This window comes from Pseudomonas sp. TWRC1-2 (assembly GCF_049896685.1).
GTDB lineage: Bacteria > Pseudomonadota > Gammaproteobacteria > Pseudomonadales > Pseudomonadaceae > Aquipseudomonas.
Genome location: NZ_JAFCUU010000007.1, coordinates 271,686 through 296,202, shown reverse-complemented (window position 1 = coordinate 296,202; position 24,517 = coordinate 271,686). Strand labels below are relative to the sequence as shown.

The 24,517-nt window shown below is 60.3% G+C and carries 29 protein-coding genes and 1 pseudogene; 14 read left to right on the top strand and 16 right to left on the bottom strand.

All coding sequences use genetic code 11. The features are described 5' to 3' along the window. Window positions 1-8 precede the first annotated feature (8 nt). Genes ACP7B3_RS21625 through ACP7B3_RS21615 form a run of 3 tightly spaced genes read left to right on the top strand, consistent with a single transcriptional unit; the run spans window position 9 to window position 2,732 of the window. Window positions 9-869 (top strand): MurR/RpiR family transcriptional regulator, encoded by an 861-nt coding sequence (locus tag ACP7B3_RS21625; protein WP_119736703.1) that lies wholly within the window; start codon window positions 9-11, stop codon window positions 867-869. A 1-nt stretch (window position 870) separates the two neighbouring features. Beyond that, on the top strand, window positions 871-2,334 hold the full coding sequence (locus tag ACP7B3_RS21620; protein WP_426180688.1) for an N-acyl-D-amino-acid deacylase family protein: 1,464 nt from the start codon (window positions 871-873) through the stop codon (window positions 2,332-2,334). A gap of 29 nt (window positions 2,335-2,363) precedes the next feature. Then, complete coding sequence (locus ACP7B3_RS21615) at window positions 2,364-2,732, top strand: glyoxalase superfamily protein (RefSeq protein WP_426180686.1); 369 nt, start codon at window positions 2,364-2,366, stop codon at window positions 2,730-2,732. Window positions 2,733-3,360: 628 nt separating this feature from the next. Here ACP7B3_RS21615 and ACP7B3_RS21610 read toward each other — a convergent pair. Both ACP7B3_RS21610 and ACP7B3_RS21605 read right to left on the bottom strand, forming a co-directional pair. After that, window positions 3,361-4,065: a methyl-accepting chemotaxis protein gene (locus ACP7B3_RS21610; RefSeq protein ID WP_404488488.1), complete on the bottom strand. Its 705-nt coding sequence runs from the start codon at window positions 4,063-4,065 to the stop codon at window positions 3,361-3,363. 198 nt (window positions 4,066-4,263) lie between these two features. Continuing rightward, window positions 4,264-5,145: pseudogene (locus tag ACP7B3_RS21605) on the bottom strand (methyl-accepting chemotaxis protein); the annotation flags it as partial. Window positions 5,146-5,570: 425 nt separating this feature from the next. Here ACP7B3_RS21605 and ACP7B3_RS21600 point away from each other — a divergent pair. Further along, entirely contained in the window at window positions 5,571-6,188 is a 618-nt protein-coding gene (locus tag ACP7B3_RS21600; RefSeq protein ID WP_106578202.1) for an FKBP-type peptidyl-prolyl cis-trans isomerase, read from the top strand. A 136-nt stretch (window positions 6,189-6,324) separates the two neighbouring features. Here ACP7B3_RS21600 and ACP7B3_RS21595 read toward each other — a convergent pair whose 3' ends face one another. The 3 genes from ACP7B3_RS21595 to ACP7B3_RS21585 all read right to left on the bottom strand — a co-directional run bounded on the left by ACP7B3_RS21595 (window position 6,325) and on the right by ACP7B3_RS21585 (window position 8,258). Continuing rightward, window positions 6,325-6,582 carry a hypothetical protein gene (locus tag ACP7B3_RS21595; protein ID WP_145164332.1) on the bottom strand — a complete coding sequence of 86 codons (258 nt, stop codon included), beginning with the start codon at window positions 6,580-6,582 and terminating at the stop codon, window positions 6,325-6,327. A gap of 160 nt (window positions 6,583-6,742) precedes the next feature. Then, window positions 6,743-7,084, bottom strand: coding sequence for a zinc ribbon domain-containing protein YjdM (locus tag ACP7B3_RS21590; protein WP_017254008.1), 342 nt, complete (start codon window positions 7,082-7,084; stop codon window positions 6,743-6,745). 205 nt (window positions 7,085-7,289) lie between these two features. Further along, window positions 7,290-8,258 (bottom strand): polyprenyl synthetase family protein, encoded by a 969-nt coding sequence (locus ACP7B3_RS21585; RefSeq protein WP_145164326.1) that lies wholly within the window; start codon window positions 8,256-8,258, stop codon window positions 7,290-7,292. 239 nt (window positions 8,259-8,497) lie between these two features. Here ACP7B3_RS21585 and rplU point away from each other — a divergent pair, with 239 nt between their 5' ends. The 7 genes from rplU (at window position 8,498) to ACP7B3_RS21550 (ending at window position 14,289) form a co-directional block, all read left to right on the top strand. Continuing rightward, the gene (gene rplU / locus ACP7B3_RS21580) at window positions 8,498-8,812 is read left to right on the top strand and encodes a 50S ribosomal protein L21 (RefSeq protein ID WP_007950961.1); all 315 of its coding nucleotides are present in this window, start codon (window positions 8,498-8,500) and stop codon (window positions 8,810-8,812) included. Window positions 8,813-8,846: 34 nt separating this feature from the next. Beyond that, window positions 8,847-9,104: a 50S ribosomal protein L27 gene (rpmA, locus tag ACP7B3_RS21575; protein WP_003176049.1), complete on the top strand. Its 258-nt coding sequence runs from the start codon at window positions 8,847-8,849 to the stop codon at window positions 9,102-9,104. Between the two features lie 193 nt (window positions 9,105-9,297). Further along, the gene (gene cgtA / locus ACP7B3_RS21570) at window positions 9,298-10,521 is read left to right on the top strand and encodes an Obg family GTPase CgtA (protein ID WP_101272965.1); all 1,224 of its coding nucleotides are present in this window, start codon (window positions 9,298-9,300) and stop codon (window positions 10,519-10,521) included. Window positions 10,522-10,658: 137 nt separating this feature from the next. Next, window positions 10,659-11,777 (top strand): glutamate 5-kinase, encoded by a 1,119-nt coding sequence (gene proB / locus ACP7B3_RS21565; RefSeq protein ID WP_005791305.1) that lies wholly within the window; start codon window positions 10,659-10,661, stop codon window positions 11,775-11,777. A gap of 16 nt (window positions 11,778-11,793) precedes the next feature. Next, a complete protein-coding gene (locus ACP7B3_RS21560; RefSeq protein ID WP_145164324.1) occupies window positions 11,794-12,258 on the top strand; it encodes a CreA family protein in 465 nt (154 codons plus the stop codon). Between the two features lie 101 nt (window positions 12,259-12,359). Next, window positions 12,360-12,842, top strand: a complete 483-nt coding sequence (locus ACP7B3_RS21555) for a glutathione peroxidase (protein WP_106578205.1) — start codon at window positions 12,360-12,362, stop codon at window positions 12,840-12,842. Between the two features lie 343 nt (window positions 12,843-13,185). Further along, the gene (locus ACP7B3_RS21550; RefSeq protein WP_145164322.1) at window positions 13,186-14,289 is read left to right on the top strand and encodes an NADH:flavin oxidoreductase; all 1,104 of its coding nucleotides are present in this window, start codon (window positions 13,186-13,188) and stop codon (window positions 14,287-14,289) included. On the opposite strand, the gene ACP7B3_RS21545 is transcribed toward ACP7B3_RS21550, so the two are convergent. Further along, window positions 14,258-15,460, bottom strand: a complete 1,203-nt coding sequence (locus tag ACP7B3_RS21545; protein WP_119736716.1) for a glycosyltransferase family 4 protein — start codon at window positions 15,458-15,460, stop codon at window positions 14,258-14,260. The two genes, ACP7B3_RS21550 and ACP7B3_RS21545, sit on opposite strands and share 32 nt — an antisense overlap. 54 nt (window positions 15,461-15,514) lie before the next feature. After that, window positions 15,515-16,279, bottom strand: a complete 765-nt coding sequence (gene cysZ, locus ACP7B3_RS21540; protein WP_106578208.1) for a sulfate transporter CysZ — start codon at window positions 16,277-16,279, stop codon at window positions 15,515-15,517. Between the two features lie 292 nt (window positions 16,280-16,571). Here cysZ and trxB point away from each other — a divergent pair, with 292 nt between their 5' ends. Beyond that, window positions 16,572-17,534 (top strand): thioredoxin-disulfide reductase, encoded by a 963-nt coding sequence (gene trxB, locus ACP7B3_RS21535; RefSeq protein ID WP_426180680.1) that lies wholly within the window; start codon window positions 16,572-16,574, stop codon window positions 17,532-17,534. Window positions 17,535-17,717: 183 nt separating this feature from the next. On the opposite strand, the gene ACP7B3_RS21530 is transcribed toward trxB, so the two are convergent. From ACP7B3_RS21530 to ACP7B3_RS21505, 6 genes are all read right to left on the bottom strand, one after another. Then, entirely contained in the window at window positions 17,718-18,059 is a 342-nt protein-coding gene (locus ACP7B3_RS21530) for a HopJ type III effector protein (protein ID WP_426180678.1), read from the bottom strand. Then, a complete protein-coding gene (locus ACP7B3_RS21525) occupies window positions 18,052-18,348 on the bottom strand; it encodes a DUF1244 domain-containing protein (protein WP_106578210.1) in 297 nt (98 codons plus the stop codon). Before ACP7B3_RS21525 ends, ACP7B3_RS21530 begins: the two co-directional genes overlap by 8 nt. Window positions 18,349-18,432: 84 nt before the next feature. After that, window positions 18,433-18,804, bottom strand: a complete 372-nt coding sequence (gene folX / locus ACP7B3_RS21520) for a dihydroneopterin triphosphate 2'-epimerase (protein ID WP_003194073.1) — start codon at window positions 18,802-18,804, stop codon at window positions 18,433-18,435. Between the two features lie 2 nt (window positions 18,805-18,806). After that, a complete protein-coding gene (gene folE / locus ACP7B3_RS21515) occupies window positions 18,807-19,367 on the bottom strand; it encodes a GTP cyclohydrolase I FolE (RefSeq protein ID WP_426180676.1) in 561 nt (186 codons plus the stop codon). 20 nt (window positions 19,368-19,387) lie between these two features. After that, window positions 19,388-20,098 (bottom strand): dihydromonapterin reductase, encoded by a 711-nt coding sequence (gene folM / locus ACP7B3_RS21510; protein ID WP_145164312.1) that lies wholly within the window; start codon window positions 20,096-20,098, stop codon window positions 19,388-19,390. Between the two features lie 57 nt (window positions 20,099-20,155). Then, a complete protein-coding gene (locus tag ACP7B3_RS21505) occupies window positions 20,156-20,716 on the bottom strand; it encodes an antibiotic biosynthesis monooxygenase (RefSeq protein ID WP_242201111.1) in 561 nt (186 codons plus the stop codon). A 212-nt stretch (window positions 20,717-20,928) separates the two neighbouring features. Here ACP7B3_RS21505 and ACP7B3_RS21500 point away from each other — a divergent pair, with 212 nt between their 5' ends. Next, entirely contained in the window at window positions 20,929-21,879 is a 951-nt protein-coding gene (locus tag ACP7B3_RS21500; RefSeq protein WP_242201109.1) for a MerR family transcriptional regulator, read from the top strand. A 2-nt stretch (window positions 21,880-21,881) separates the two neighbouring features. On the opposite strand, the gene ACP7B3_RS21495 is transcribed toward ACP7B3_RS21500, so the two are convergent. Beyond that, on the bottom strand, window positions 21,882-22,487 hold the full coding sequence (locus tag ACP7B3_RS21495) for a hypothetical protein (RefSeq protein ID WP_145164307.1): 606 nt from the start codon (window positions 22,485-22,487) through the stop codon (window positions 21,882-21,884). Window positions 22,488-22,545: 58 nt separating this feature from the next. Next, window positions 22,546-23,013, bottom strand: coding sequence for a PAS domain-containing protein (locus ACP7B3_RS21490; RefSeq protein WP_145164305.1), 468 nt, complete (start codon window positions 23,011-23,013; stop codon window positions 22,546-22,548). A gap of 129 nt (window positions 23,014-23,142) precedes the next feature. On the opposite strand from ACP7B3_RS21490, the gene ACP7B3_RS21485 reads away from it, so the two are divergent. After that, window positions 23,143-23,598, top strand: a complete 456-nt coding sequence (locus tag ACP7B3_RS21485) for a flavodoxin (RefSeq protein WP_145164303.1) — start codon at window positions 23,143-23,145, stop codon at window positions 23,596-23,598. Here the strand turns inward: ACP7B3_RS21485 and ACP7B3_RS21480 are convergent. Continuing rightward, window positions 23,579-24,475, bottom strand: coding sequence for a LysR family transcriptional regulator (locus ACP7B3_RS21480; protein ID WP_242201103.1), 897 nt, complete (start codon window positions 24,473-24,475; stop codon window positions 23,579-23,581). The genes ACP7B3_RS21485 and ACP7B3_RS21480 overlap by 20 nt on opposite strands. Between the last annotated feature and the right edge of the window lie 42 nt (window positions 24,476-24,517).

Here is a 24,517-nt window from a genome sequence, read left to right as displayed (position 1 = left end):
GAGCCCCGATGGACATCCTCTACCAGATCCGCGCCCGCCAGGATTCCTTCAGCGCCGGCGAAGGGCGTATCGCCAAACTGATGCTCGATGACGTGGGCTTCGCCGCGTCGGCCAGCCTGGAGGAGTTGTCCCAACGCGCCGAAGTCAGCACGGCGACCTTGTCGCGGTTTGCCCGCAGCGTCGGCTGCCGCGACTTGCGCGATTTACGCTTGCAACTGGCCCAGGCCAGCGGGGTGGGCAGCCGCTTCCTGGACCCGGCGGGGTTGCCGGAGCAGTCGGCGTTTCATCGGCAGATTCTCGGCGATATCGAACTGACCTTGCGTCAGCATCTGTCGGGGTTCAACCAGGCGAGTTTTGTCGATGCCGTCAGCCTGTTGGGCAAGGCGCGGATGATTCACGCATTCGGCATGGGCGGCCCGTCGAGCCTGTGCAGTGAAGAGTTGCAAGTGCGACTGGTGCGCCTGGGTTACCCGATTGCCGCTTGCCGCGACCCGGTGATGATGCGCGTCACCGCCGCGACCTTGGGCCCTGAGCAGGCGCTGATCGTGTGTTCGCTCTCTGGCCTCACGCCCGAGTTGTTGGACGTGGTGAGGCTGGCGCGCAATTACGATGCGCCCATCGTCGCCATCACCTTGGCCGATTCACCACTGGCGCAGCTGGCGGACGTGTTGTTGCCGCTGCAGCCGGCCGAAACCAGTTTTATCTACAAGCCCACCGCGGCGCGCTACGGAATGCTGTTGGCCATCGACCTGCTCGCCACCGAGCTGGCGCTGGTCATGCCGGACGAGAACCAGGAACGCCTGCGCCGGATCAAGCTGGCCCTGGACGATTATCGCGGCGGCCCCGATAGCCTGCCGCTTGGAGATTGATATGAAGTACGACACGCTGATTCGCCAGGCGCTGATCATTGATGGCAGCAACACACCAGGTTATGTCGCCGATGTAGGGCTGCGTGACGGGCGTATCGAGACAATCGGCGACCTGGCGACTGCGCAGGCCGAGCATGAGATCGAGGCGCAGGGTCGTGTTCTGGCGCCGGGGTTTATTGACGTGCACACCCACGACGACACGGTGGTGATCCGCCATCCGCAGATGCTGCCCAAACTCAGCCAGGGCGTGACCACGGTGATTGTCGGCAACTGCGGCATCAGCGCCTCGCCGGTGAGTTTACGTAGCGATCCGCCGGACCCGATGAACCTGCTGGGCACGCGTGAGGCGTTCGCTTACCCGCGGTTTGCCGATTACCGCGCTGCTGTGGAAAGCGCTCATCCGGCGGTCAATGTCGCGGCGTTGATCGGCCATACGGCGCTGCGCAGCAACCATATGGACGACCTGCACCGCACCGCCACGCCGGATGAAATCGGCGCCATGCGTGTGCAGTTGCGAGCAAGTCTTGAGGCTGGCGCGCTGGGTTTATCCACAGGCCTGGCCTACGGCAGCGCGTTTAATGCCCAGACCGATGAAGTGCTGCAACTCAGTGAAGAACTGACGGCGTTTGGTGCGGTGTACACCACGCATTTGCGCAGCGAATTCGAGCCCGTGCTGGAGGCGATGGACGAAGCGTTTTTGATCGGCCGACACGCCAAGGCACCGGTGATTATTTCCCACCTCAAGTGCGCCGGTGCGGGCAACTGGGGGCGCAGTCCGCAGCTGTTGGCGTCGCTGGAACTGGCTGCAAAAACCCACCCGGTGGGCTGTGATTGCTATCCCTATGCGGCCAGCTCTTCGACCCTGGACCTCAAGCAGGTCACCGATGCGTTTCGCATCACCATCACCTGGTCGACGCCGCACCCGGAAGTCGGCGGGCGCGACTTGCAGGATATTGCCGGCGAGTGGGACGTTTCGCTGCTGGACGCAGCACGTCGCCTGCAACCGGCGGGGGCGGTGTACTACGGAATGGATGAGGAGGATGTACGACGCATCCTCGCGCATCCGCTGTCGATGGTGGGCTCTGATGGCTTGCCGGAAGACCCGTTCCCGCATCCACGCTTGTGGGGCGCGTTTCCACGGGTGTTGGGGCATTTCAGCCGGGACGTGGGGTTGTTCCCGCTGCACACGGCGGTGCACAAGATGACCGGGCTGTCGGCGGCGCGCTTTGGTTTGGCCGAGCGTGGGGAAATTCGTCAAGGGTATTGGGCTGACCTGGTGTTGTTCGACCCATTGCGGGTGCGCGACGTGGCGGACTTCAAGGCGCCACAACGCGCGGCTGAAGGCATTGATTGCGTGTGGATCAATGGCGTGTTGAGCTACAGCGATGGGCAGGCCAATGGTCAGCGGCCAGGGCGGTTTTTGGCGCGCAATGGGGATTTGCGTGGTGGGTTTTCGACTCTATAGTGGGCGCTTTCATACACGGAGCTGTCGTCATGCACTTAGGAAAAGTCACCCCCATTCTGCGGATATTCGACGAAGCCAAAGCGTTGGAATTCTACGTCGACTTCCTCGGGTTCAAGGTCGACTGGCAGCATCGCTTCGAAGCGAATTTCCCGTTGTATCTGCAGGTGTCGTTGGGTGAGTGCGTGCTGCATTTGTCCGAGCATCATGGCGATGCGTCGCCGGGGTCAGCGGTGCGGATTCAGGCGCAAGGCGTGGACGCGTATCAGCAGCAATTGCTGGCCAAGGATTATCGGTATGCCAAGCCTGGCGTTGAAAAAACGCCGTGGGGCTCGCGGGAGATGAGCATCGGTGATCCGTTTGGTAATCGGCTGGTGTTTGTCGAGGAAGGCGAGGGCTGACAGGGCAATTGCAGGCAATAAAAAACCGCCTTAGTAGGGCGGTTTTTTATTGCAAACCCAGTGAGTGGCTGGGGTTGCTGTCTCATTGGAAGCAGTGATGTGCAACGCGGATACTACTGCTGGTTATTACGCCAGGCAAGACTTGGCGACGATCGGGACTTTTCATTTTTCACCCAAAATGCGCGGTAAAGTTTGGCAATGAATTCGCGGACCTTTCTATAGGTTTTATCGATGCCCGTCACACCTTTTACCGGGAGGTTGGTTAGTATCAGCGCCGTTCCAAGTACGTCGTTTTGTAGGTGGTTGGGTATGCGCGCGGAATAATGGACCGAACGCCACGGGCTAGTAATCCGTGCCGGATTGATGCGGGAGGAACCAAAGCCCGGCCGCCTCAAAGGAAGCAGTGATGTGCATCCCAAGGCTCACGTGTTCCGGTAAGTGCGCTGGAGGTAAGGCCCAACGCTTGGAGGGCCGAGTATGTCTAAGTTTGCACGACGTACGTGGAACCTCGTAGTGAGTGCCCTGCGTGTTTATCACGTGTGGACATTCCTGCGGGACAGCTTCGATGACCTGTAAGGTCTGAGAAGTGGAGCCGCCTCGGTTTCGGCCGAGGCGGTTTTTTGGTTTTTTAAACCCGGAAGTGGCTGACCATCTGCTGCAATTGGCTGCCCAGACGCGCCAGTTCTACGCTCGACTTGGCCGTCTCGTCGCTCGCCGTTGCGGTCTGCTCGGATACATCACGCACGTTCACAATGCTGCGGCTGATCTCTTCGGCCACGGCACTTTGCTGCTCGGCCGCGGCTGCAATCTGCTGGTTCATCGACTGGATGTTCGACACCGTACGGGTGATATTTTCCAGCGACACACCCGCTTTGCGCGTCAGCTCAACGCTGCTGTCGGTGAGGCTGCGGCTGTTGTTCATCACGGTGGCCACTTGCTGAGTGCCGTTCTGCAGGCCGGCGACCAGGCCTTCGATTTCTTCGGTGGATTTTTGTGTGCGCTGGGCCAGGCCACGCACTTCGTCGGCGACCACGGCAAAGCCGCGGCCGGCTTCACCGGCACGCGCAGCTTCAATCGCGGCGTTGAGTGCCAGCAGGTTGGTTTGCTCGGCCACGGCCTTGATCACGTCCATTACGCTGCCGATCTTGTTGCTCTCTTGCTGCAGGTGCGTCATGGCGTCGGTAGAGCGCGCCACTTCAGCAGCGAGGCGTTCGATCTGGGCGATGGCCTCGGCCACCACTTTGTCGCCCGCGCGGGCTTGGCCGTCGGCGTCGGCAGCGGCCAGCGAGGCTTGCTCGGCGTTGCGTGCGACTTCCTGCACGGTGGCCGTCATTTCGTGCATCGCCGTGGCGACTTGATCGGTCTCGATCTTCTGGCTGTTGACGCCGGCACTAGTCTGCTCGGTTACGGCCGACAGTTCTTCGGCGGCGCTGGCGATCTGGGTCACGCCATCGCGAATACCGCTGATCAATTCACGCAGGGTGGTGCCCATGCGCTGGATGCCTTGTTGCAATACGCCCAACTCGTCACGACGGGTCACCTGGATATTGTGGCTCAGGTCGCCGGAAGCGATGCGCTCCACCACGGCCAGGGTGTCCTGGATCGGGCGAGTGATCTGACGGGTAATCACCAGTGCAGCAATGATGCCGACCAGTAGGGCAAGCAAGGTGCTGATCAGTTGCAGGCTGCGGGCCTGGGTACTTTCGGCGTCACGGCGATTCAGTTGAATGTCGTACAGCTTGTCGCTGATGGTGACGATATCGGCGCCTTGGGTGGTCATTTCCGCACGGGCACTGACGATGTTGGCGTTGGCCGCCTTGTAACTTTGCACGGCGCTGCGATAGGCACCGAGCGCGGTTTCCAACGAGGTCAACGCGCTTTGTTGGCTGGCGCCGAGTGCGGCGCTGAGATTTTTCAAACCACTGATGGCTTTTTCAATCTGTGCGGCGGCGCGGACTTCGGTCTCTGCGCTGGGATTGTAGGTGTAGCCGCGCACTTCATAGCGGCTCAACTGGAACTCTTCCTTGGCGCGCGTGACGGCCTGGTACTGGGTGAAGCGCTCCGGACTGTCGGGCATCTGCTGCACACTGGTTTCCAGCGCGTCGATCTGGGTGTTGGCGATGTCGGCCTTGTCGCCCATGACCTGGCGCGCGGCGTTACCGTTACGGTAGGCCTCGCGCATTTTGTTCAGGGACTGCTGGTACGCGGTGATGACGGCTTTCTGCTCGTTGAGCAGCTTGAGGTTTTCCGGGCTCTTGAAGCTGTCCAGCAGTTTCTGTTGCTGGGCGGCGAAGGCGTCGAGACTGGTCTGTACGTTCTGTGCCACGGCTTCGTCGCCGTTGGCCAGCATGTATTGCAGGCGCACGATGCGCAGCTTGGTCAGCGAGGCATTGAGCTGGGTGATGTCGCTCATCCAGTTGCTGCGGTCGATCAGGCCGCCCAGGCTGGTCCAGCCGGTCAGTGCCAGGATTGACGTGAGGACCAGCACCAGGCCGAAGCCCAGGCCGAGTTTGAGGTTGACGCTGATGTTGCCGAACCAGCTATTCATCGAATGCTCCGCAAGAATGATGTATGTCTGCTGGACGGTGTTGTTGTTTGAGCCAGCCAAAGTGTGTAGGGCTGTATCGGCGCAGGCGGGGGATTCTGAAATGTTTTTAATCCGGGTGCGACAAAGGGTCGCCATCGCCGTAGAGCAATCGATTCCCTGCCGGCCCTCAGAGGCCGGGGACGGGGGGCTCATCATCGGCCGGTCTTGTGTGCTAGTCTGCTGGCCCTTTTAGTTCAGGGCCGCCACGCAAAACAGCGTTTTTCGTAATGGCCCTACAGCGGAGCCTCTTCATGTCCGAAGTTAATCTGTCCACCGACGAAACCCGCGTCAGCTACGGTATCGGCCGTCAGTTGGGCGACCAACTGCGCGACAACCCGCCACCGGGCGTGAGCATCGACGCCATCCTGGCTGGCCTGACCGACGCGTTCGCCGGCAAGCCAAGCCGCGTTGACCAAGAGCAAATGGCGGCCAGCTTCAAAGTTATCCGTGAAATCATGCAAGCCGAAGCGGCTGCCAAGGCTGAAGCCGCGGCTGGCGCTGGCCTGGCGTTCCTGGCTGAAAATGCCAAGCGTGATGGCATCACTACCCTGGCTTCCGGCCTGCAGTTTGAAGTACTGACTGCCGGTACAGGCGCCAAGCCGACCCGTGAAGACCAAGTGCGTACTCACTACCACGGCACCCTGATCGACGGCACTGTGTTCGACAGCTCCTACGAGCGCGGCCAGCCTGCAGAATTCCCGGTTGGCGGCGTGATCGCTGGCTGGACCGAAGCCCTGCAACTGATGAATGCCGGCAGCAAATGGCGTCTGTACGTGCCGAGCGAACTGGCTTACGGCGCTCAAGGCGTTGGCAGCATCCCGCCGCACAGCGTTCTGGTGTTCGACGTCGAGCTGCTCGACGTTCTGTAAGACCTGATAGCACTGGCATCGGCTTTATGTGGGGGCCGGGCTTGCCCGCGATGCAGACGACTCGGTCTGACGCCTTACCGAGTTGAGGCTATCGCAGGCAAGCCAGCTCCCACATAGGGCCTGTGTGTTGGCTCGCTCATGGATGGAACTTGCCATTGACCTCAGTCGTCGGGCGCAACGCTCGGGCATAGCAGAACAGAAACAGATTACGCACCACTTCCTTCAGCACCCCAGGTTCACTGGAACTCAGGCCATTCACGTCCAGGTCGCCCTGGTCCTGCAGCTCATTCAGGGCTTCTTCTTCCAGCACTGCACAGACTTCACCGGTTTCCCGATGCAGGATTCGCAGGTATGGGTGTGGGCGGTCCAGCCAGGCATCTATCAAATAAGTCATGAGTCGTTCTCCTTGATGGGTTTCAATGAGAATAATTCTTATTCGTAGAATAGCAAGTGCCTATTGGCGGTTTCCTGGTTTTTCTGTGTGGATATTGCGCGTGATCAACGCAGAGGGCGAAACGCCATCCCGCGGCGGGCGCGGGATGGAGGCAGCAGATTCAGACTTTGCGCACAAACTCGGACTTGAGTTTCATCGGGCCGATGCCGTCGATCTTGCAATCGATATCGTGATCGCCGTCGCACAGGCGGATGTTTTTGACCTTGGTGCCCACCTTGACCACCAGGGAAGTGCCTTTGACCTTGAGGTCTTTGATCACGGTAATGGTGTCGCCGTCTTGCAGGACGTTGCCTACAGAGTCTTTCTTCACGGTTTCATCACCGGCTGCTTCGGCCTCGCCATTGGCGGACCACTCATGGGCGCATTCCGGGCAGATCAGCTGGGCGCCATCTTCGTAGGTGTATTCGGAATTGCATTTCGGGCAGGGTGGCAACGTGCTCACTAAAGCTCCTTGAAAGTCAGGAATGGCTAAAGTCGCACATTATATAGGGTTTTGTAGCGAGGGCGGTGCGGTGAGTGAGTAATGAGGTCTAAATGTGGGAGCGGGCTTGCTCGCGAATGCGTAGTGTCAGTCACTGAATACGTTTCTGATCCACCGCCTTCGCGAGCAAGCCCGCTCCCACACAAGCCCACTGCATCAATCGTCGTCAGTGCGTACGGGCGACCGCGAATTCACTCAGCTCGACCAGGGCGTCCCGGTATTCGCTGGCAGGCAGGGCTTCAAGGCACTTGATGGCGCGGGCGACGTAGTCACGCGCCAGTTGCGCGGTGTACTCCAGAGAGCCCGAGGCTTCCACAGCTGCGCGGATGGCCTCCAGGTCTTCGATCCCGCCTTTCTGGATCGCCTTGCGCACCAGGGCGGCCTGTTCCGGCGTACCTTCGCGCATGGTGTAGATCAGCGGCAAGGTCGGCTTGCCCTCGGCCAGGTCGTCACCGACGTTCTTGCCCAGGGTTTCGGCGTCGCCCTTGTAGTCGAGCAGGTCGTCCACCAACTGGAACGCCACGCCCAGGTGATCACCAAAGGTGCGCAGGGCTTCGGCCTGTTCGGCAGTGGCGCCGCACAGGGCGGCAGCACTGTGAGTAGAGGCTTCGAAGAGCATCGCGGTTTTGCCGCGGATCACTTCCATGTAGGTTTCTTCGGTGGTGCTGGCGTCGCGGATCTTCGACAGTTGCAACACTTCGCCTTCGGCGATGATGCGCGTGGCTTGTGAAAGAATCTTCATCACCGGCATCGAGCCCAGTTCGACCATCATTTCGAACGAGCGCGAGTACAGAAAATCGCCGACCAACACACTGGGGGCGTTGCCCCACATGGCATTGGCGGTCTCACGGCCACGGCGCATGCCGGACATGTCGACCACGTCGTCATGCAGCAGGGTGGCGGTGTGCAGGAATTCGATGGTGGCGGCCAGCAGGCGCAGGTCATCGCCTTCGCGGCCCAAGGCCTTGCCACACAGCAACACTAATAAAGGACGCAGGCGTTTGCCGCCCGCCGACGTAATGTAGTCGCCAATTTTGGAGACCAGCGGCACTTTAGAAGTCAGCTGCTGCTTGATGATGCCGTCGACGGCGCTAAAATCGTCCGCGACCGCGCGGTAGAAAGCTTGGGGTTGCATCAGCGACAGTCGCTCCAGAAGGGTTGCGCGGCATGCTAGGACCCTCACCCCCGGGTGTCAAGGCGCGATAGACGGCCTCTTGCAACGCTCCGTTGCCTTGCGTACAATCGCGCACCCTGAACTTCCTGGGCAGCACCTGCCTTACGCAATTGCATTCGGGACGTCCATCCCATGCAGCCATGCCAGCCAATACCTCTTCTTATAAAGCGCTGGGTGAGCAGGATTATCGGAGAAATACCATGTCGTACGCAGTAATTGTTACTGGTGGCAAGCAATACAAGGTCGCCCCAGGTGAATACCTGAAGATCGAAAAACTGGAAGTCGCCACTGGCGAATCCGTTACCTTTGATCGCGTTCTGTTGGTCGCCAATGGCGATGACGTGAACATCGGCGCTCCAGTTGTTGCTGGCGCTACCGTTGTGGCTGAAGTGATCTCCCAAGGTCGTCACGATAAAGTCCGCATCATCAAGTTCCGTCGTCGTAAGCACCACATGAAGCGTATGGGCCACCGCCAGTGGTACACCGAGATCAAAATCACCGGTATTCAGGCTTAATTTCAGCCTAATTCCTCACTAGGAGAATTGACTCATGGCACACAAAAAAGCTGGTGGTAGTACCCGTAACGGTCGCGACTCAGAAGCCAAACGCCTTGGCGTGAAGATGTATGGCGGCCAGAAAATCATTCCGGGCAACATCATCGTGCGTCAGCGCGGCACCCAATTCCACGCCGGTTACGGTGTTGGCATGGGTAAAGATCACACCCTCTTCGCTAAAATCGAAGGCGTGATCAAGTTTGAAGTAAAAGGCGCTTTCAACCGCCGTTACGTGAGCGTTGTCGCCGCTTAATTGCGCGATCGCTGGAAAAGCCCTGTCTCGCGACGGGGCTTTTTCGTTTGTGGAGTGAGTCTCTTGCAAAGCTGTTTGTAATGAGCTCAGGCGCTGGATACGCGGTCATTGTTTGAGGTCGCTGCGCTCATTTTTGCAAGAGTCTTATGTCTTGGTTTCTTAAGCTCGTCCGTGCGACGAGAGGCGTTTTGTTATGAAGTTCGTTGATGAAGTTTCCATCCGAGTAAAAGCAGGCGACGGCGGTAACGGTTGCATGAGTTTCCGTCGCGAAAAATTCATCGAAAACGGTGGCCCCAACGGTGGTGACGGCGGTGACGGCGGTTCCATCTACATGATGGCCGACGAAAACCTCAACACCCTGGTCGACTACCGTTACACCCGGCACTTCGATGCCGAGCGTGGCTCCAACGGCGGCAGCACCGACTGCACCGGTAAAAAAGGCGAAGACCTGGTACTGCGCGTACCGGTCGGCACCACGATCATCGACTCGGCCACCCAGGAAGTGATTGGCGACCTGACCAAGGCCGGCCAGAAACTGATGGTTGTGCAGGGCGGCTGGCACGGTCTGGGTAACACCCGATTCAAGTCCAGTACCAACCGTGCACCACGCCAGACCACGCCGGGCAAGCCGGGCGAGCAGCGTGACCTCAAGCTGGAAATGAAAGTACTGGCAGACGTCGGCCTGTTGGGCCTGCCGAATGCCGGCAAAAGTACCTTCATCCGCTCGGTCTCGGCCGCCAAGCCGAAAGTCGCCGACTACCCGTTCACCACTCTGGTTCCAAACCTGGGCGTGGTCAGCGTGGACCGCTGGAAAAGCTTCGTGATCGCCGACATTCCAGGCTTGATCGAAGGTGCTTCCGATGGCGCCGGCCTGGGGATTCGCTTCCTCAAGCACTTGTCGCGTACCCGTTTGCTGCTGCACCTCGTCGACATGGCGCCGCTGGATGAGACCAGCGCACCGGACGCCGCCGAAGTGATCGTCAGCGAACTGACCAAGTTCAGCCCGGCCCTGGCCGAGCGCGATCGTTGGTTGGTACTCAACAAGTGCGACCAGATCCTGGAAGAAGAGCACGAAGAGCGCGTCAAGGAAATCGTCGATCGCCTGGAGTGGGAAGGTCCGGTTTACGTGATCTCGGCCATCGCCAAAGAAGGCACCGAACGCCTGACCCGCGACATCATGCGCTACCTGGAAGACCGCGCCGACCGCCTGGCGGCCGACCCGGTATTCAAGGCCGAACTCGCTGAGCTCGATCAACAGATCGAAGACGAAGCCCGTGCCCAGCTGCAAGCCCTGGATGACCAGCGTGCCCTGCGCCGCAGCGGCGTGAAGTCGGTCCATGACATCGGCGACGATGATTGGGACGAAGAAGACGTGGATGATGAAGACGGTCCGGAAATCATTTACGTGCGCGACTGATTCGTTGCAGTAAACTTAAGCGCCGCTCACTCGAGCGGCGTTTTGGTATCTGGGTATACGAGCAGTCACTAAAGTAGTCACGAATAACGTTATGGGCCGCGCTGGGTCGCGCAGCCCTCAATCTAAGGTTGAAGATGATGCGGAGCAAAGTGACAGGTGCGCAGCGCTGGGTCGTAAAGATCGGAAGTGCGCTGCTGACGGCGGATGGCAAAGGTCTGGATCGCGCAGCCATGAGCGTCTGGGTCGAGCAGATGGTGGCCTTGCATGAGGCCGGTGTCGAGTTGGTGCTGGTGTCGTCCGGGGCTGTGGCCGCCGGCATGAGCCGCCTCGGCTGGACCGCGCGACCCAGCGCGATGCACGAGCTGCAAGCCGCCGCTGCCATTGGCCAGATGGGCCTGGTGCAAGCCTGGGAATCCAGCTTTGCCGAGCATGGCCGCCACACGGCGCAGATCCTGCTGACCCACGACGACCTGTCCGACCGCAAGCGCTACCTCAACGCCCGTAGCACCCTGCGCGCGTTGGTCGAGCTCAAAGTGATCCCGGTGATCAACGAGAATGACACGGTGGTCACCGACGAAATTCGCTTCGGCGACAACGACACCCTGGCCGCGCTGGTGGCCAACCTGGTGGAAGCCGATCTGCTGGTGATCCTCACCGACCGCGACGGCATGTTCGACGCCGACCCGCGCAACAACCCCGATGCCCAGCTGATCTACGAAGCCCGCGCCGATGACCCGGCGCTGGATGCCGTGGCCGGCAGTGTCGGCGGCGCCCTGGGCCGTGGCGGCATGCAGACCAAGCTGCGTGCTGCACGCCTGGCCGCGCGTTCCGGTGCGCATACCATCATCGTCGGCGGGCGCCTGGAGCGTGTGCTGGACCGTCTCAAGGCCGGTGAGCGCATTGGCACGTTGCTGTCGCCGGAACGCGGCATGCTGGCGGCGCGCAAGCAATGGCTGGCCGGGCACCTGCAAACCCGTGGCACGCTGGTGCTGGACGAGGGTGCCGTGTCGGCGCTGTCCCAAGGCAACAAGAGCCTGCTGCCAGTGGGCGTCAAATTGGTGCAGGGCAGCTTCCGCCGTGGCGAGATGGTGGTGTGTGTGGCGCCCGACGGTCGTGAGATCGCCCGTGGCCTGGCCAACTACAGCGCCCTTGAAGCGCAGAAAATCATTGGACAATCGTCTGACGCGATTGTCGGACTATTAGGTTACATGGCCGAACCCGAACTGGTTCACCGCGATAACCTGATCCTGGTCTAAATAAAGGGAATACACGATGCGCGTCATGAACGGAGTACTCGGCCTGTTGCTGGCTCTGCCGCTGCTGGCCTCGGCTGAAGAAATTGGCCAGGTGTCGACGGTGTTCAAATTTGTCGGGCCTAACGACCGGATCGTGGTCGAGGCGTTTGATGATCCCAAGGTTGATGGCGTGACCTGCTACCTGTCGCGCGCCAAGACGGGCGGCGTCAAAGGCGGCCTGGGCCTGGCCGAGGACCGCGCCGAAGCCTCGATAGCCTGCCGCCAGGTTGGCCCGATTCATTTCAACGGTGAGCTCAAGGATGGCGACGAAGTGTTCAAGGAACGCACCTCGCTGGTGTTCAAGACCATGCAGGTGGTGCGCTTCCTCGACAAGAAGCGCAATACCCTGGTTTACCTGGTCTACAGCGATCGTTTGATCGAAGGCAGCCCGCAAAACGCAGTCACGGCGATTCCGATTTTGCCGTGGCCGACCGCTCAGTAACCGGCGGGCGAGTTTTGTAATCGGCGTCTATGATTGCAGGCTTGCAGTCTGTAATCTCGAACGGCCGCAACGCGAAGAACATGGGATATCTGGAGTTCGTCATGAGTGCTTTCCACGACCTGAAACTCAAAGCTTTGGACGGTCAAGAGCTACCGCTGGCGCCCTTCAAGGGGCAAGTTGTGCTGGTGGTGAATGTGGCCTCCAAATGTGGCTTGACCCCGCAATACGCGGCGTTGGAAAACCTCTATCAGCAGTACAAGGGCCAAGGATTTACCGTATTGGGCCTGCCGTGCAACCAGTTTGCAGGCCAGGAACCGGGCACCGAGGAAGAAATCCAGGCGTTCTGCAACGTGAACTACGGCGTGACCTTCCCATTGGGCAGCAAGCTCGACGTCAACGGCCACGATCGCCACCAGTTGTACCGCTTACTGGCGGGCGAGGGCGCCGAGTTTCCCGGGGATATCACTTGGAACTTCGAGAAATTCCTGCTCGGCAAGGACGGCCGAGTGCTGGCTCGATTCTCGCCGCGTACCGCGCCAGATGATCCGACGATCGTGCAGGCCATCGAAAAAGCCCTGAGCTGAACGCTGCCAAAGGCTTTTATCGGCAAGCGCGCTCCTTGTAGCGAGCGCTCTTGTCATGACGAGCCGGCTTGTCGTGGCGAGCGGGCTTGTTGTGGCGAGCGGGCTTGCCCCGCGTTGGGCTGCGAAGCAGCCCCAAAACCCACACCGCATTAAGCCGATAACCGCGCTGGCTTCAAACAGGGCCACTACGCCGCCCAACCCGAGTCAAGCCCGCTCGCCACAGGTCTGTGGTGATTCACTTCCTGACTTTTACCCCTTAATCACCCAAATCAATAGTGCTTTCAGGCGCTGCGCACTGCCCATATTATCCGCATCATAAATACCTCTTCCGCGGAGTGCTCCCATGCCTGTCCAAGCCTTGTTCAAACCTTTCCAGCTCGGTGCACTGCAACTGTCGACCCGCGTGGTCATGGCGCCCATGACCCGTTCGTTTTCGCCGGGTGGCGTGCCCAATGCCAAGGTCATCGAATACTACCGCCGCCGCGCTGCCGCCGGCGTGGGCCTGATCATCACCGAAGGCACCGTGGTCGGTCATCAGGCCTCCAACGGTTACCCGAACGTTCCGCATTTTTACGGTGAGGCCGCGCTGGCCGGCTGGAAAGAAGTGGTCGACGCCGTACACGCCGAAGGCGGCAAGATCGTGCCGCAACTATGGCACGTGGGCAGCGTGCGCCGTATCGGCACCGAGCCTGACGCCAGCGTACCGGCCTACGGGCCGATGGAAAAACTCAAGGACGGCAATGTGGTCGTCCACGGCATGACCACCCAGGACATCCAGGACGTGATCAATGCCTTCGCCCAAGCCGCCAAGGATGCCCAGCGCATCGGCATGGACGGCGTAGAGATCCACGGCGCCCACGGTTACCTGGTTGATCAGTTCTTCTGGGAAGGCACCAACCAGCGCACCGACGAATACGGTGGCAGTCTGGCCAACCGTTCGCGGTTTGCCATCGAATTGATCCAGGCCACCCGCGCCGCCGTAGGCCCGGACTTCCCGATCATCCTGCGTTTCTCGCAGTGGAAGCAGCAGGACTACACTGCGCGCCTGGTGCAAACACCCGAGGCGCTGGGTGAGTTCCTTAAGCCGTTGTCCGACGCGGGTGTGGATATTTTCCACTGCTCCACCCGTCGTTTCTGGGAGCCGGAATTCGAAGGCTCCGACCTCAACCTGGCCGGCTGGACCCGCCAGCTCACCGGCAAGCCGACCATCACCGTCGGCAGCGTCGGCTTGGACGGCGAGTTCCTGCAGTTTATGGTCAACACCGACAAGGTCGCGCAGCCCGCCAGCCTGGAAAAGCTGCTGGAGCGCCTCAACAACGATGAGTTCGACCTGGTCGCTGTGGGCCGTGCCTTGCTGGTGGACCCGGATTGGGCGGTGAAGGTGCGCGAGGGGCGCGAGGGCGACATCCTGCCGTTCAGTCGTGAGGCGTTGACGACCCTGGTGTAAGAGGCGAAAGGGCGGGCACCGGGTGTCCGTCCTTGCACACTCCGCGTAACTGGCGTTCGAACTGTTCGATAATCGCCGGCCAGCCCTGGCGGCTCGCATGTTGGCGAGCATTCAGGCGCATGCGGCGCAGGCTCTCTGCATCTTCCAGCAACCAATTGGCAGCATCGCAAAACGCAGCCTCATCCCCGGGCATCGCCAGCACGCCGTTGTAGCCATGGCGGATATGCTGGGTTGCGGCCGCTTGGTCGTAGGCCACCACCCCCAATCCCGAGGCCATGGCCTCCAGCACCACGTTACCGAAGGTTTCAGTCAGGCTGGGGAACAGGAACACATCGCCGGAAGCGTAATGCCGGGCCAGTTCTTCACCGCGCAGGGTGCCGCAGAAAATCGCCTCCGGCAGTTCCTTTTCCAGCATCGTGCGTTGTGGGCCATCGCCGACGATGATCAGTTTCATCTGGCGCAACGGATACGTGTCTTGCAAGGTTTCAAAGCAGCGCTTGAGCAGCCCCAGGTTTTTCTCCTGCGCCAGTCGACCTACGTGCAGCACGGCGATCTGTTCAGCGTTCAATGCCCAACTTTCCCGCAACGCGTGGTCGCGTTTCGCCGGGTGGAACAACTGGCTGTCGACCCCGCGCGCCAACATTCCCAGGCGCTCGAAATTCCGCCGCTCCAGCTCCAGGCGCTGACTGGTGCTGGGGACCAGCGTCAGCGTCGAGCGGTTATGGAACCAGCGCAAATAGTGCGTGACCATGCGGCTGAGCAGGCTCAAACCGTATTGGTTCGAGTACTGCTGGAAGTTGGTGTGAAAGCCACTGACCACGCTGATGCCCAGGCGCCGTGCTGCGCGCAACGCCGACAAGCCCAATGGGCCTTCGGTGGCGATGTAGAGCACGTCGGGGCGCTGACGGGTCCAGCGGCGCAGCAACTTATGCATCGACGACTGGCCCCATTGCAGGCCGGGGTAGCCCGGCAGCGGCCAGCCGCGGCACAGCAGCAGCGCGTCATCGCTGGGGCGGCTTTGATCGCTGCCCTGGCGTGGGCGCACCAACTCGACCTGATGGCCGCGCGCGCGCAAACCTTCACACAAGCGGCCAAGGGTATTGGCCACCCCGTTGATCTCTGGCGGGAAGGTTTCGGTGATCAGGGTGATGTGAAGCGAAGCTGTCGTCATGACCCACAGTGTCACCGTGGGCCATGTCGTCATTGTGTCATTGGCATGATGGATTTATGATCGGGTCACTTTCTGCATTGCCATCGCCTCGGCGCCTTGCTCGCGCACCCAGAACAGCGTGGCCCCGGCCACCGCCGCCGGCATCATCAGCAGGTTGACCACGGGCACCAGCAGCACCAGGTAGACGATGCCGCCGAAGCTCATGCTCTGCCAGCGCTTCTGGCGCAGCCAGGCGAGCATCTCGTTCCAGCCCAGCTTGTGGTTGTCTGCCGGGTAGTCGATGTACTGGATCGCCATCATCCACACGCCGAACAGCAGCCACAACGGCGCGGCGATCAGGTTGACCACCGGAATGAACGACAGGATAAACAGGCCGATGGCGCGTGGCAGGAAGTAGCCTAGCTTGCGCATTTCCCGCGCCAGCGTGCGGGGCACCATCGCCACCAGTTCGCCCCAGCTGAACGGCGGGAAGTCGTCGGTGCCGCGCACCACCACTTCAACTTTCTCTGCGAGAAAGCCGTTGAAGGGCGCCGCGATGATATTCGCCAGCATGGTGAAGGTGAAAAACACCATCAGCACCACCAGCACCACAAACAGCGGCCACAGGATGTAACTGAGGAAACTCAACCAGCCCGGCAGCGTCGGCATCAAGGTGTCGACCCACAGGCTGAACTGATGGCCGGCGAAGTAGATCAAACCGACGAACAGCACCAGGTTGATCGCCAGCGGCAGCACTACAAACAGGCGCAGGCCTGGGCTCAATACCAGTTTGAGGCCTTCGCGCAGGTATTGCGGGCCGGAAAGAGCAGGGGCGGGCATGGAGAACTCCGAGCAGAATGACAAACGCGCCGACCTTACCGCCTTTGCATCCTGGGCGAAAGCAGCGACATCAGCGGTAACATCTAAGCACAATGGCGTCGATTAATCGGGTGGCAGGGATAGAGACCACCTATGAGCTGGATTGTTATTCCGTATTTCCTTAATCTTGCCCCCCTCGATACGCTGCACCCATTATTTTTCAGGACCGGCGAGTTCAAGCCTTCCCCAAGTGCTTCGCGGTCCTTTTTTATTCCAGCCGTTCTGTAGTCCGGACGGTCGATAGGAGTGAGTCATGTCTGATACCCGTCATTCGCGAGTGATTATTCTCGGTTCCGGCCCTGCCGGTTACAGCGCTGCCGTTTACGCTGCCCGGGCCAACCTCAAGCCGCTGCTGATCACCGGCATGCAGGCGGGCGGTCAGTTGACCACCACCACTGAAGTCGACAACTGGCCGGGCGACGTCCATGGCCTGACCGGCCCGGTGCTGATGGAGCGGATGAAAGAACACGCCGAGCGCTTTGAAACCGAGATCGTTTTCGACCATATCAACCAGGTCGACTTCTCGAAAAAGCCTTACAGCCTGACCGGCGACAGCGGTGTGTACACCTGTGACGCGCTGATCATCGCCACTGGCGCCAGCGCCCGTTACCTGGGCCTGCCGTCGGAAGAAGCGTTCATGGGCAAAGGCGTATCCGCCTGCGCGACCTGCGACGGTTTCTTCTACCGCAACAAGCCTGTTGCCGTGGTCGGTGGTGGCAACACCGCCGTCGAAGAGGCGCTGTACCTGGCCAACATCGCCAGCACCGTGACCCTGGTTCACCGCCGCGAGACCTTCCGCGCCGAGAAGATCCTGATCGACAAGCTGCACGCCCGTGTCGCTGAAGGCAAGATCATCCTCAAGCTCAACGCCACCCTGGACGAAGTCCTGGGCGACAACATGGGCGTGACCGGCGCTCGCCTGAAAAACAACGACGGCAGCTTCGACGAGCTGAAAGTCGACGGCGTGTTCATCGCGATCGGCCACACCCCGAACACCTCGCTGTTCGAAGGCGTGCTCGAGGCCAAAAACGGTTACCTGGTGGTGCAAGGCGGCCGTGAAGGCAATGCCACCGCGACCAACATCGAAGGCATTTTTGCTGCCGGTGACGTGGCTGACCATGTCTACCGTCAGGCCATCACCTCGGCCGGCGCCGGCTGCATGGCGGCCCTGGACGCCGAGCGTTACCTCGACGGTTTGAAGGACGCTTCGTTCTAAACCCGTTGAAATGAAAAAACCGGCTGCGAGGCCGGTTTTTTTATGCGCGGGATTTGATGATCACCGCCGTTCAAATGTGGGAGCGGGCTTGCTCGCGAAAGCGGTGTGTCAGGCCGTAAATGTATTGACTGATCTACCGTCTTCGCGAGCAAGCCCGCTCCCACATTTTGATCTATGTTCGACTCAGGATTTACGGCTCAGTGGCTGCGCGGCAAATGTCACACCGGCCAAACCGTGCGCAATCAACGCGCGAATATTGCCGTGGTCACTGCCCTCAGGCGTGGCCACCACCGAACGGTAATGCTCGCCAAACGCCAGCAGCGCTTCCTGATCGCTCAAGCCTTCCAACAGCGCCAGACCCAGGGTCTTGCAAGACCCTTCGTTCTGCCCGGCGGCGTTTTCCACGCTGCCATTGGTGAAGGCTTGCGGCTGGTAGTCGTAACCGGCAGCGACAAAAGCCAAGGTGTCGGCAAAAACGTGTTCGCCGCTGTTGAGGCTGGCGCGCAGGGTCTTCAAATCAGTCATGGGTTTTTCCTTTGGCAAATGCCGCCTGTTGCTCGGCATTGGCTTCTTTCTGGTATTGGGCTTTCCACTCGGCGTACGGCATGCCGTACACCACTTCACGGGCGTCATCGAGGCTCAGCTCGATGTGGCGCTCGTCGGCCTCGGCCTTGTACCACTTGGACAAGCAGTTACGGCAGAAGCCCGAGAGGTTCATCAGGTCGATGTTCTGTACATCCTTGCGGCTGTCCAGGTGTGCCACCAGCCGGCGGAAGGCGGCGGCTTCGAGTTCGAGGCGTTGTTGATCGTTCATGGTGGTCTCTTTGAGACAGCTTCAAGCGGGCAAGCTTCAAGCTGCAAGTTGGAGTGTGGTCGGCCTTTAGCTTATCGCTTGCCGCTAACGGCTTGCAGCCAGCGTTATCGACACCGACTCGGCAAAGCGCAGCGCGTGAGGCTTGTCCACTTCGACTTCGGCGTACAGCACCGACTCGTTGCTCATCACCAGGTCCAGCAGCTCCTGGGTCAGGCGCTCGAGCAGGGCGAAGCGGTTGCCTTCGACGTGGGCGATGATGGCCTTGGTGATGGTGCGGTAGTTCAGCGCGTGGTCGATGTCGTTGTCGCGCACGGCTTCCTGGGCGGCATACAGGATGGTCAGGTTGATCAGCACGTCCTGCTTGTTGAGGATTTCGTCCTCGTTGATGCCGATAAAGGTGCGCAGGCACAGGTCCTTGACCCGGATGCGCGCCATGCCTGGTTGAAGTTGTGGCATTGCTACTTGCTCCGTCCAATCAGTTGCAGGAACTCCATGCGCGTGGTGTTCGACTCGCGGAACGCGCCGAGCATCACCGAGGTGTTCATGGTTGAATTCTGTTTTTCCACGCCGCGCATCATCATGCACATGTGCTTGGCTTCGATCACCACCGCCACGCCGGCGGCCTGGGTGACCTGCTGAATCGCGTCGGCGATTTGCCGCGTGAGGTTTTCCTGGATCTGCAGGCGTCGGGCGTACATGTCGACAATGCGCGCCAGCTTCGACAGCCCGAGCACCTTGCCGGTCGGAATATAGGCCACATGGGCCTTGCCGATAAAGGGCAGCAAATGGTGCTCGCACAGCGAATACAGCTCGATGTCCTTAAGGATCACCATCTCGTCATTGTCGGACGCGAACAGCGCACCGTTGACGATTTCGTCCAGGTTCTGCTCGTAGCCGTGACACAAGTACTGCATGGCCTTGGCAGCGCGGTTCGGGGTGTCGAGCAAGCCTTCGCGTTGCGGGTCTTCGCCCAGGCCTTTGAGAATTTCGCGGTAGTGTTGGGGCAGGGACAAGGTCATACAACATCCTCACAAACGGCTTACTTGATATGCCGCCCGCCGTTGACGGTCAGGGTGGTACCGGTGACATAAGGGTTGTCCAGCAGGTAACGCACGCTCTGGTAGATCACCTCGGGCCCGGGCTCGATGCCCAGTGCCGATTTGGCCAGGACCTTGGCGCGGTAGGCCGCGTCGTCGCCCTCGTTGAACATCACCATCGCCGGCGCAATGCCATTGACCTTGATCAACGGCGCGAACTGCGCAGCAAACGACAACGTGAGGCTGTCGAGCCCGGCCTTGGTGGCGCAATAGGCAATATGCTGGCGGCTGCCTTTGCGCACCACGTCGTCGCTGATATGCACAATGTCGGCAGGTGAAGAGCGTTGCAGCAAGGGTGAACAATGCAGGTTGATCAGGTACGGCGCAAGCATGTGCACGCTGAACATGTCGGTAAATGCGCGGCTTTCGTCGCCGGGCGTTTCCGCGACCCACGCCGAAGCGTTATGGATGATCGCGCGCAGGCTGTTGGTGTGGGTTTGCAGTTGGGCGATGAAGGCCAGAATCCCGGCTTCACTGGAGAAGTCGGCAAACACGCCGATCGCGCCACGCTCGCGCAAGGCCTCAACGCCTGGACGCTCGCTGCGGTAGCTGAAAATAACCGGCTGGCCCTCGTCCAGCAGGCGCTCGGCGCAATGCAGGCCGACACGCTGGCCGGCACCGGTGATCAGGATCGGGGCGTTCGTTGCAGTCATGGGAGGCTCAAGTCGCTGGCAGGTTGAAACTATACCAGCGACCGGCCGCCCCTGTACTCAAGCGGCAGCTTCGGCGACCTTGCGCGGCGGCGGTGTGGGGTGCAGCCAGTTCGCCAGCAGGTGCGTCGACAGCGGAATGAACCAGAAAACCATCAAGGGCGTGAGGGCCAGGGTGCTGACCAGTATGCGTGGGGCCAGGTCCAATTCGTTGAGCAGCGGCCCAAGGACGAAGTTGAACAGCAGCGACACCGGGAAAAACGCCAGCCAGATCGCCACAGCCTGTTTCCAGCGGGGCGGCCGTGCGCCCACGGCGCCGAACCAGCCATCGATGCCACTGACGCGATGCTCGGACGGGTCGGCGAACAGCTCGCTGCCACGGCTCAACCAGGCACTGCGCGAGGCGGAAAACTCCCAGGCATGCAGGGTTTTTTCGTCGGCAAAGCGGAAGATGATTTGAAATTCGTCGTCATTGGGCGGCGGTGCCAGTACACCGGAACCCAGGTAACCGGGGAAGTCAGTGGCCAATTGCTCGCCTTCGCGCAGCCAGGCCATCAATTCTTCATAGCGCCCTTTGGCCACGCGGCGCGCAACCATCAGGGTGACAGGGGAGGTAGACATTGTGTATCTCCAAATAATCAGGTGCGCTGAGTCGGGTAGACGGCGCACGAAGGTGGCGGCCGGGTAGGCCATCACCTGAAAAACAGGCAAGGATTATTCCTGTTTTGCAAAATTACGCCAGTGACATTGGTCAGAAGGGTACGGGCCTTGAAAAGGACAAGTAGAAAGGCGTTAAATGGGATCCAAATCTACACGGATGTTTTTGATCCCCGATGCCTGAAATTACTGCTCCTGTTCACGAAATCGCCCATGGCAGCCTTGCCGATTCCAGCGAGCTTTTTCCGATTCGTGAAGTCTCGAGATTGACAGGTGTCAATCCGGTCACCTTGCGAGCCTGGGAGCGACGGTATGGTCTGATTCAGCCCGCGCGCACCGAAAGTGGGCATCGCCTCTACTCCAGGACCGATATTGAGACTGTCAACAGGATCCTCGATTGGATTGAGCGCGGTGTTGCGGTAAGCAAGGTCGGCAAAATCCTCGCACGCGATGATCAGCAAGCCGATGTGGTTCGCGCCGAGCGAGACTCGGTCGAGGACACGCAATGGCAAGCGCGGTTGAGGCAGGCCATCAGTGCCTTCGATGATCGCGCCCTTGAACACGTGTACGGCCAGTTGTCAGCGACCTGTGCGCTGAGTGTGGCGTTTCAAGACATCCTCATGCCCCTTTGGTACGACTTGCTGCGGCATCAAGGCCGTTTCGGCCAAGCCAGCGAGTGGTTATTTTTCGACGCTTTCCTGCGTGAGCAAGCCTGGCTGCGCTTGCAACTGGGCAGCGGCTCGCCCGGGTCCCGGGTCTTGCTGGCGGCGTTGCCCGGCGAATGCCGTAAGTTGGAATTGCTGGTGGCGGCGCTATTGGTCGGTCGGCAGGATCTGCCCATGAAGGTGCTGGAAGTGGGCCAGCCCCTGGACGAACTGACATTGGTCTGTGAGAAAATCCGGCCCCAGGCGCTCGTCATCTTCTCCAACCATTCACACAACCATGAGCTGGCCGAGCGCCTGAGTCGCTTGGCGATGACGCTCGATTGCCCACTGTTTCTGGCGGGCGCCGCGTCTGACTTCGCCGAAAAAGACCTGGCAGGTTCCTCGGTCGGTTGCCTGGGCAGCGATGGGCTGGTGATGCAGCGCCGCTTGCAGCAGTTTCTGAGTGGGCAGCTGGATACCTGAGCTCAGGCGTGTACGTGCGGATGAACCAGGCGGTGCTGGTGCAGGATGAACTGGCGCAGCCGCTCGATCTCATCGGCATCACTTTGGCTCAAGCGGTAGGCGAATAAGCCGCGTGCCGTTTCCCGCTCCAGCGTGCCGCGCAAGGCAATGCGTTCGTAGCCGGAAGGGCTGAACCACAGGGAAAAGGTTTTCGGCGGTTTGACCCGGCCACGAATCTCAACCAGCACGCCTTTGAATGACACCTCGTGAACCCATAACGCGGCAGGGTTGCCCTTGACGTTTTCCAGTGCCACCGGGGTTTCGAGGGCCAGGCGCCACGGCCGGATCATCGGCCCGTCTTCAAAAATGCTCGGCACACCCAGGCGCAGATGCACTGCGTGAAACTCGTCTTCGACCAGGTGCAGCGGGAACGTGAGTTGCTGGTTATCGAACTGCGCCTGGATGGTGACATGATCGTGAGCGGCCAAGCGCGTGAGCAAATCCCGAATCTGTGCACCGCCGTTGACCGTCAGGCTCGACCACGCATCCCGCAGGTTGAGCTGCGGGTTGTGTTGCATGTCCTGGATAAAATCCAGTTCGTCCTGCGTCAGTAGCGCGTCGCGGTGCATTGATGTAGCTCAACGATGAGACATTAAAAAGCCATTATCGCTCTAAAGACCGTATTTTTTACACTTTGTTAATTCCGCTCGTCGCTTTGAGCGCCGCCAACTCGCCTTTGAGCTCGGTCACCTGTGCTTCCAGCTGGGCCACGCGTAGTTGTGCTTTGACCTGCGCGCTGACGTCTTTTTGCACGCCCACAAAATAGGTCTGCTTGTCGGCTTCGTTGTAAACCGTCGACAGCGATAGTTCGTTCCAGAACGCAGTGCCGTCCTTGCGGTAATTGCGCAGGATCTCCCGGCACGAACCGCCGTTGTCGAGGGCTTCACGAATCGCCATCAAGGCTGGCTGGTCGCGGTCGCCCGCCTGCAGGAAGCGGCAATCCTGATACAGGATGTCGTCCAGTGCATAGCCGGTCATGCGCTCGAAGGCCGGGTTAACGTAGATCAGCGGCTTGTCTTTGCCTTCGCGTTCGGCGACGACGATGCCGTCGTTGGAGGCGTTGATGACCAGTTGCATCAGTTTGGCGTTAATCATAGAGCGGTCCATGGCTTGTTTTTAGAGATTGCAGTGTATGGCATGCCCTGAATGTTGCGCGGCATGCGCCGAAATATTTGCGCCAGCTGCTAACATCCCACGCTTTGGCTCAACTACAGGATCAGATTGATGAAAGTCGCCATCCTTTCCGGCTCGGTCTACGGCACCGCTGAAGAAGTCGCCCGCCACGCCGCCGGCATCCTCAACGCGGCCGGCTTTGAAGCCTGGCACAACCCGCGCGCCACCTTGGCCGATGTGCAGGCCTTTGCTCCCGACGCCTTTCTGGCGGTGACGTCCACCACCGGCATGGGCGAGTTGCCTGACAACCTGCAACCCCTGTATTCGAGCATTCGTGACCAACTCCCCGCCGCCTGGCGCGGGCTGCCCGGTGCCGTCATCGGGTTGGGCGACGCCAGCTACGGCGACACCTTCTGCGGCGGCGGTGAGCAAATGCGCGAGCTGTTCGGCGAGTTGGGCGTGCGCGAAGTGCTGCCGATGCTGCGCCTGGACGCCAGCGAAAGCGTCACCCCGGAAGCCGATGCAGAACCGTGGCTGGCCGAGCTGGTCACTGCACTGCGCGGTTGACCGGGAATTCGCGCAGCAGCGCCAGCCAGGCCTGGGCGGCTTTGGACAAATAAGCGCCCTCACGCCAGATAAAGGCAATGTCCCAGCGTAAAAAGTCGGGCGCCTTGAGTGTCAGGCGCACCACGCCCGGTCGCACCAACCCACGGGCGACCACGCTGGGCAACAGCACCACGCCCTGACCGGCCGCGACCAGAGCGACGAGAAAATCCGCCTGGCCGCTGCGGCCGATCTCCTTCGGTGTAAAGCCCAATTGCTGACAGGCCTGCATCAGTCGGTCATTGAGCACAAAACTGCGTTGGTACATCAGGAAGGGCGTGTCCGCCAGTTCCTCCAGGCGCACCTGGGCATTGTCAGCCAATGGATGATCCATCGGCAGCAAAGCATCCAGCGGCTCGTCGCAAAAGGGTTGCCAGGCAAAGGCCGGATCACTGGGCATCAGCGTGCCACCCACGTCCAGCTCACCACTGAGAATCGCCTGCTCGATCGTGCGGGTGCCGCCTTCGAGCAATTGGATGGTGACCTTGGGGTAACGCCTGCGGTACTCGGCAAACAGCCCGGCAAACAGTGTGTCGCCCGCCAACAACGGCAAGCCCAGGCGCAGCTCGCCACGGGCCAGTTGCTGCATGTCATCCAGCTCGCTGAGCAGCTCTGTTTGCAGGCGCAACATGGCTTCGGCGCGCTGCAACACTACCTCGCCGGCGGCCGTCAGGCGAATGTGCGAGCCCGTGCGCTCCAGCAGCGGCGTACCGAGGCTCTGCTCCAACTGTGCCACCTGCTTGCTGACGGCCGATTGGCTGATGTGCAAGGTTTTACCGGCCTGGGTAAAGCCGCCCCGGTGGATCACTTCGACAAAACTGCGCAGCTGTTTGAATTCCATGACTCTGATTCCAGTTTGGAATAGCAGGCAGTCTAACAATTC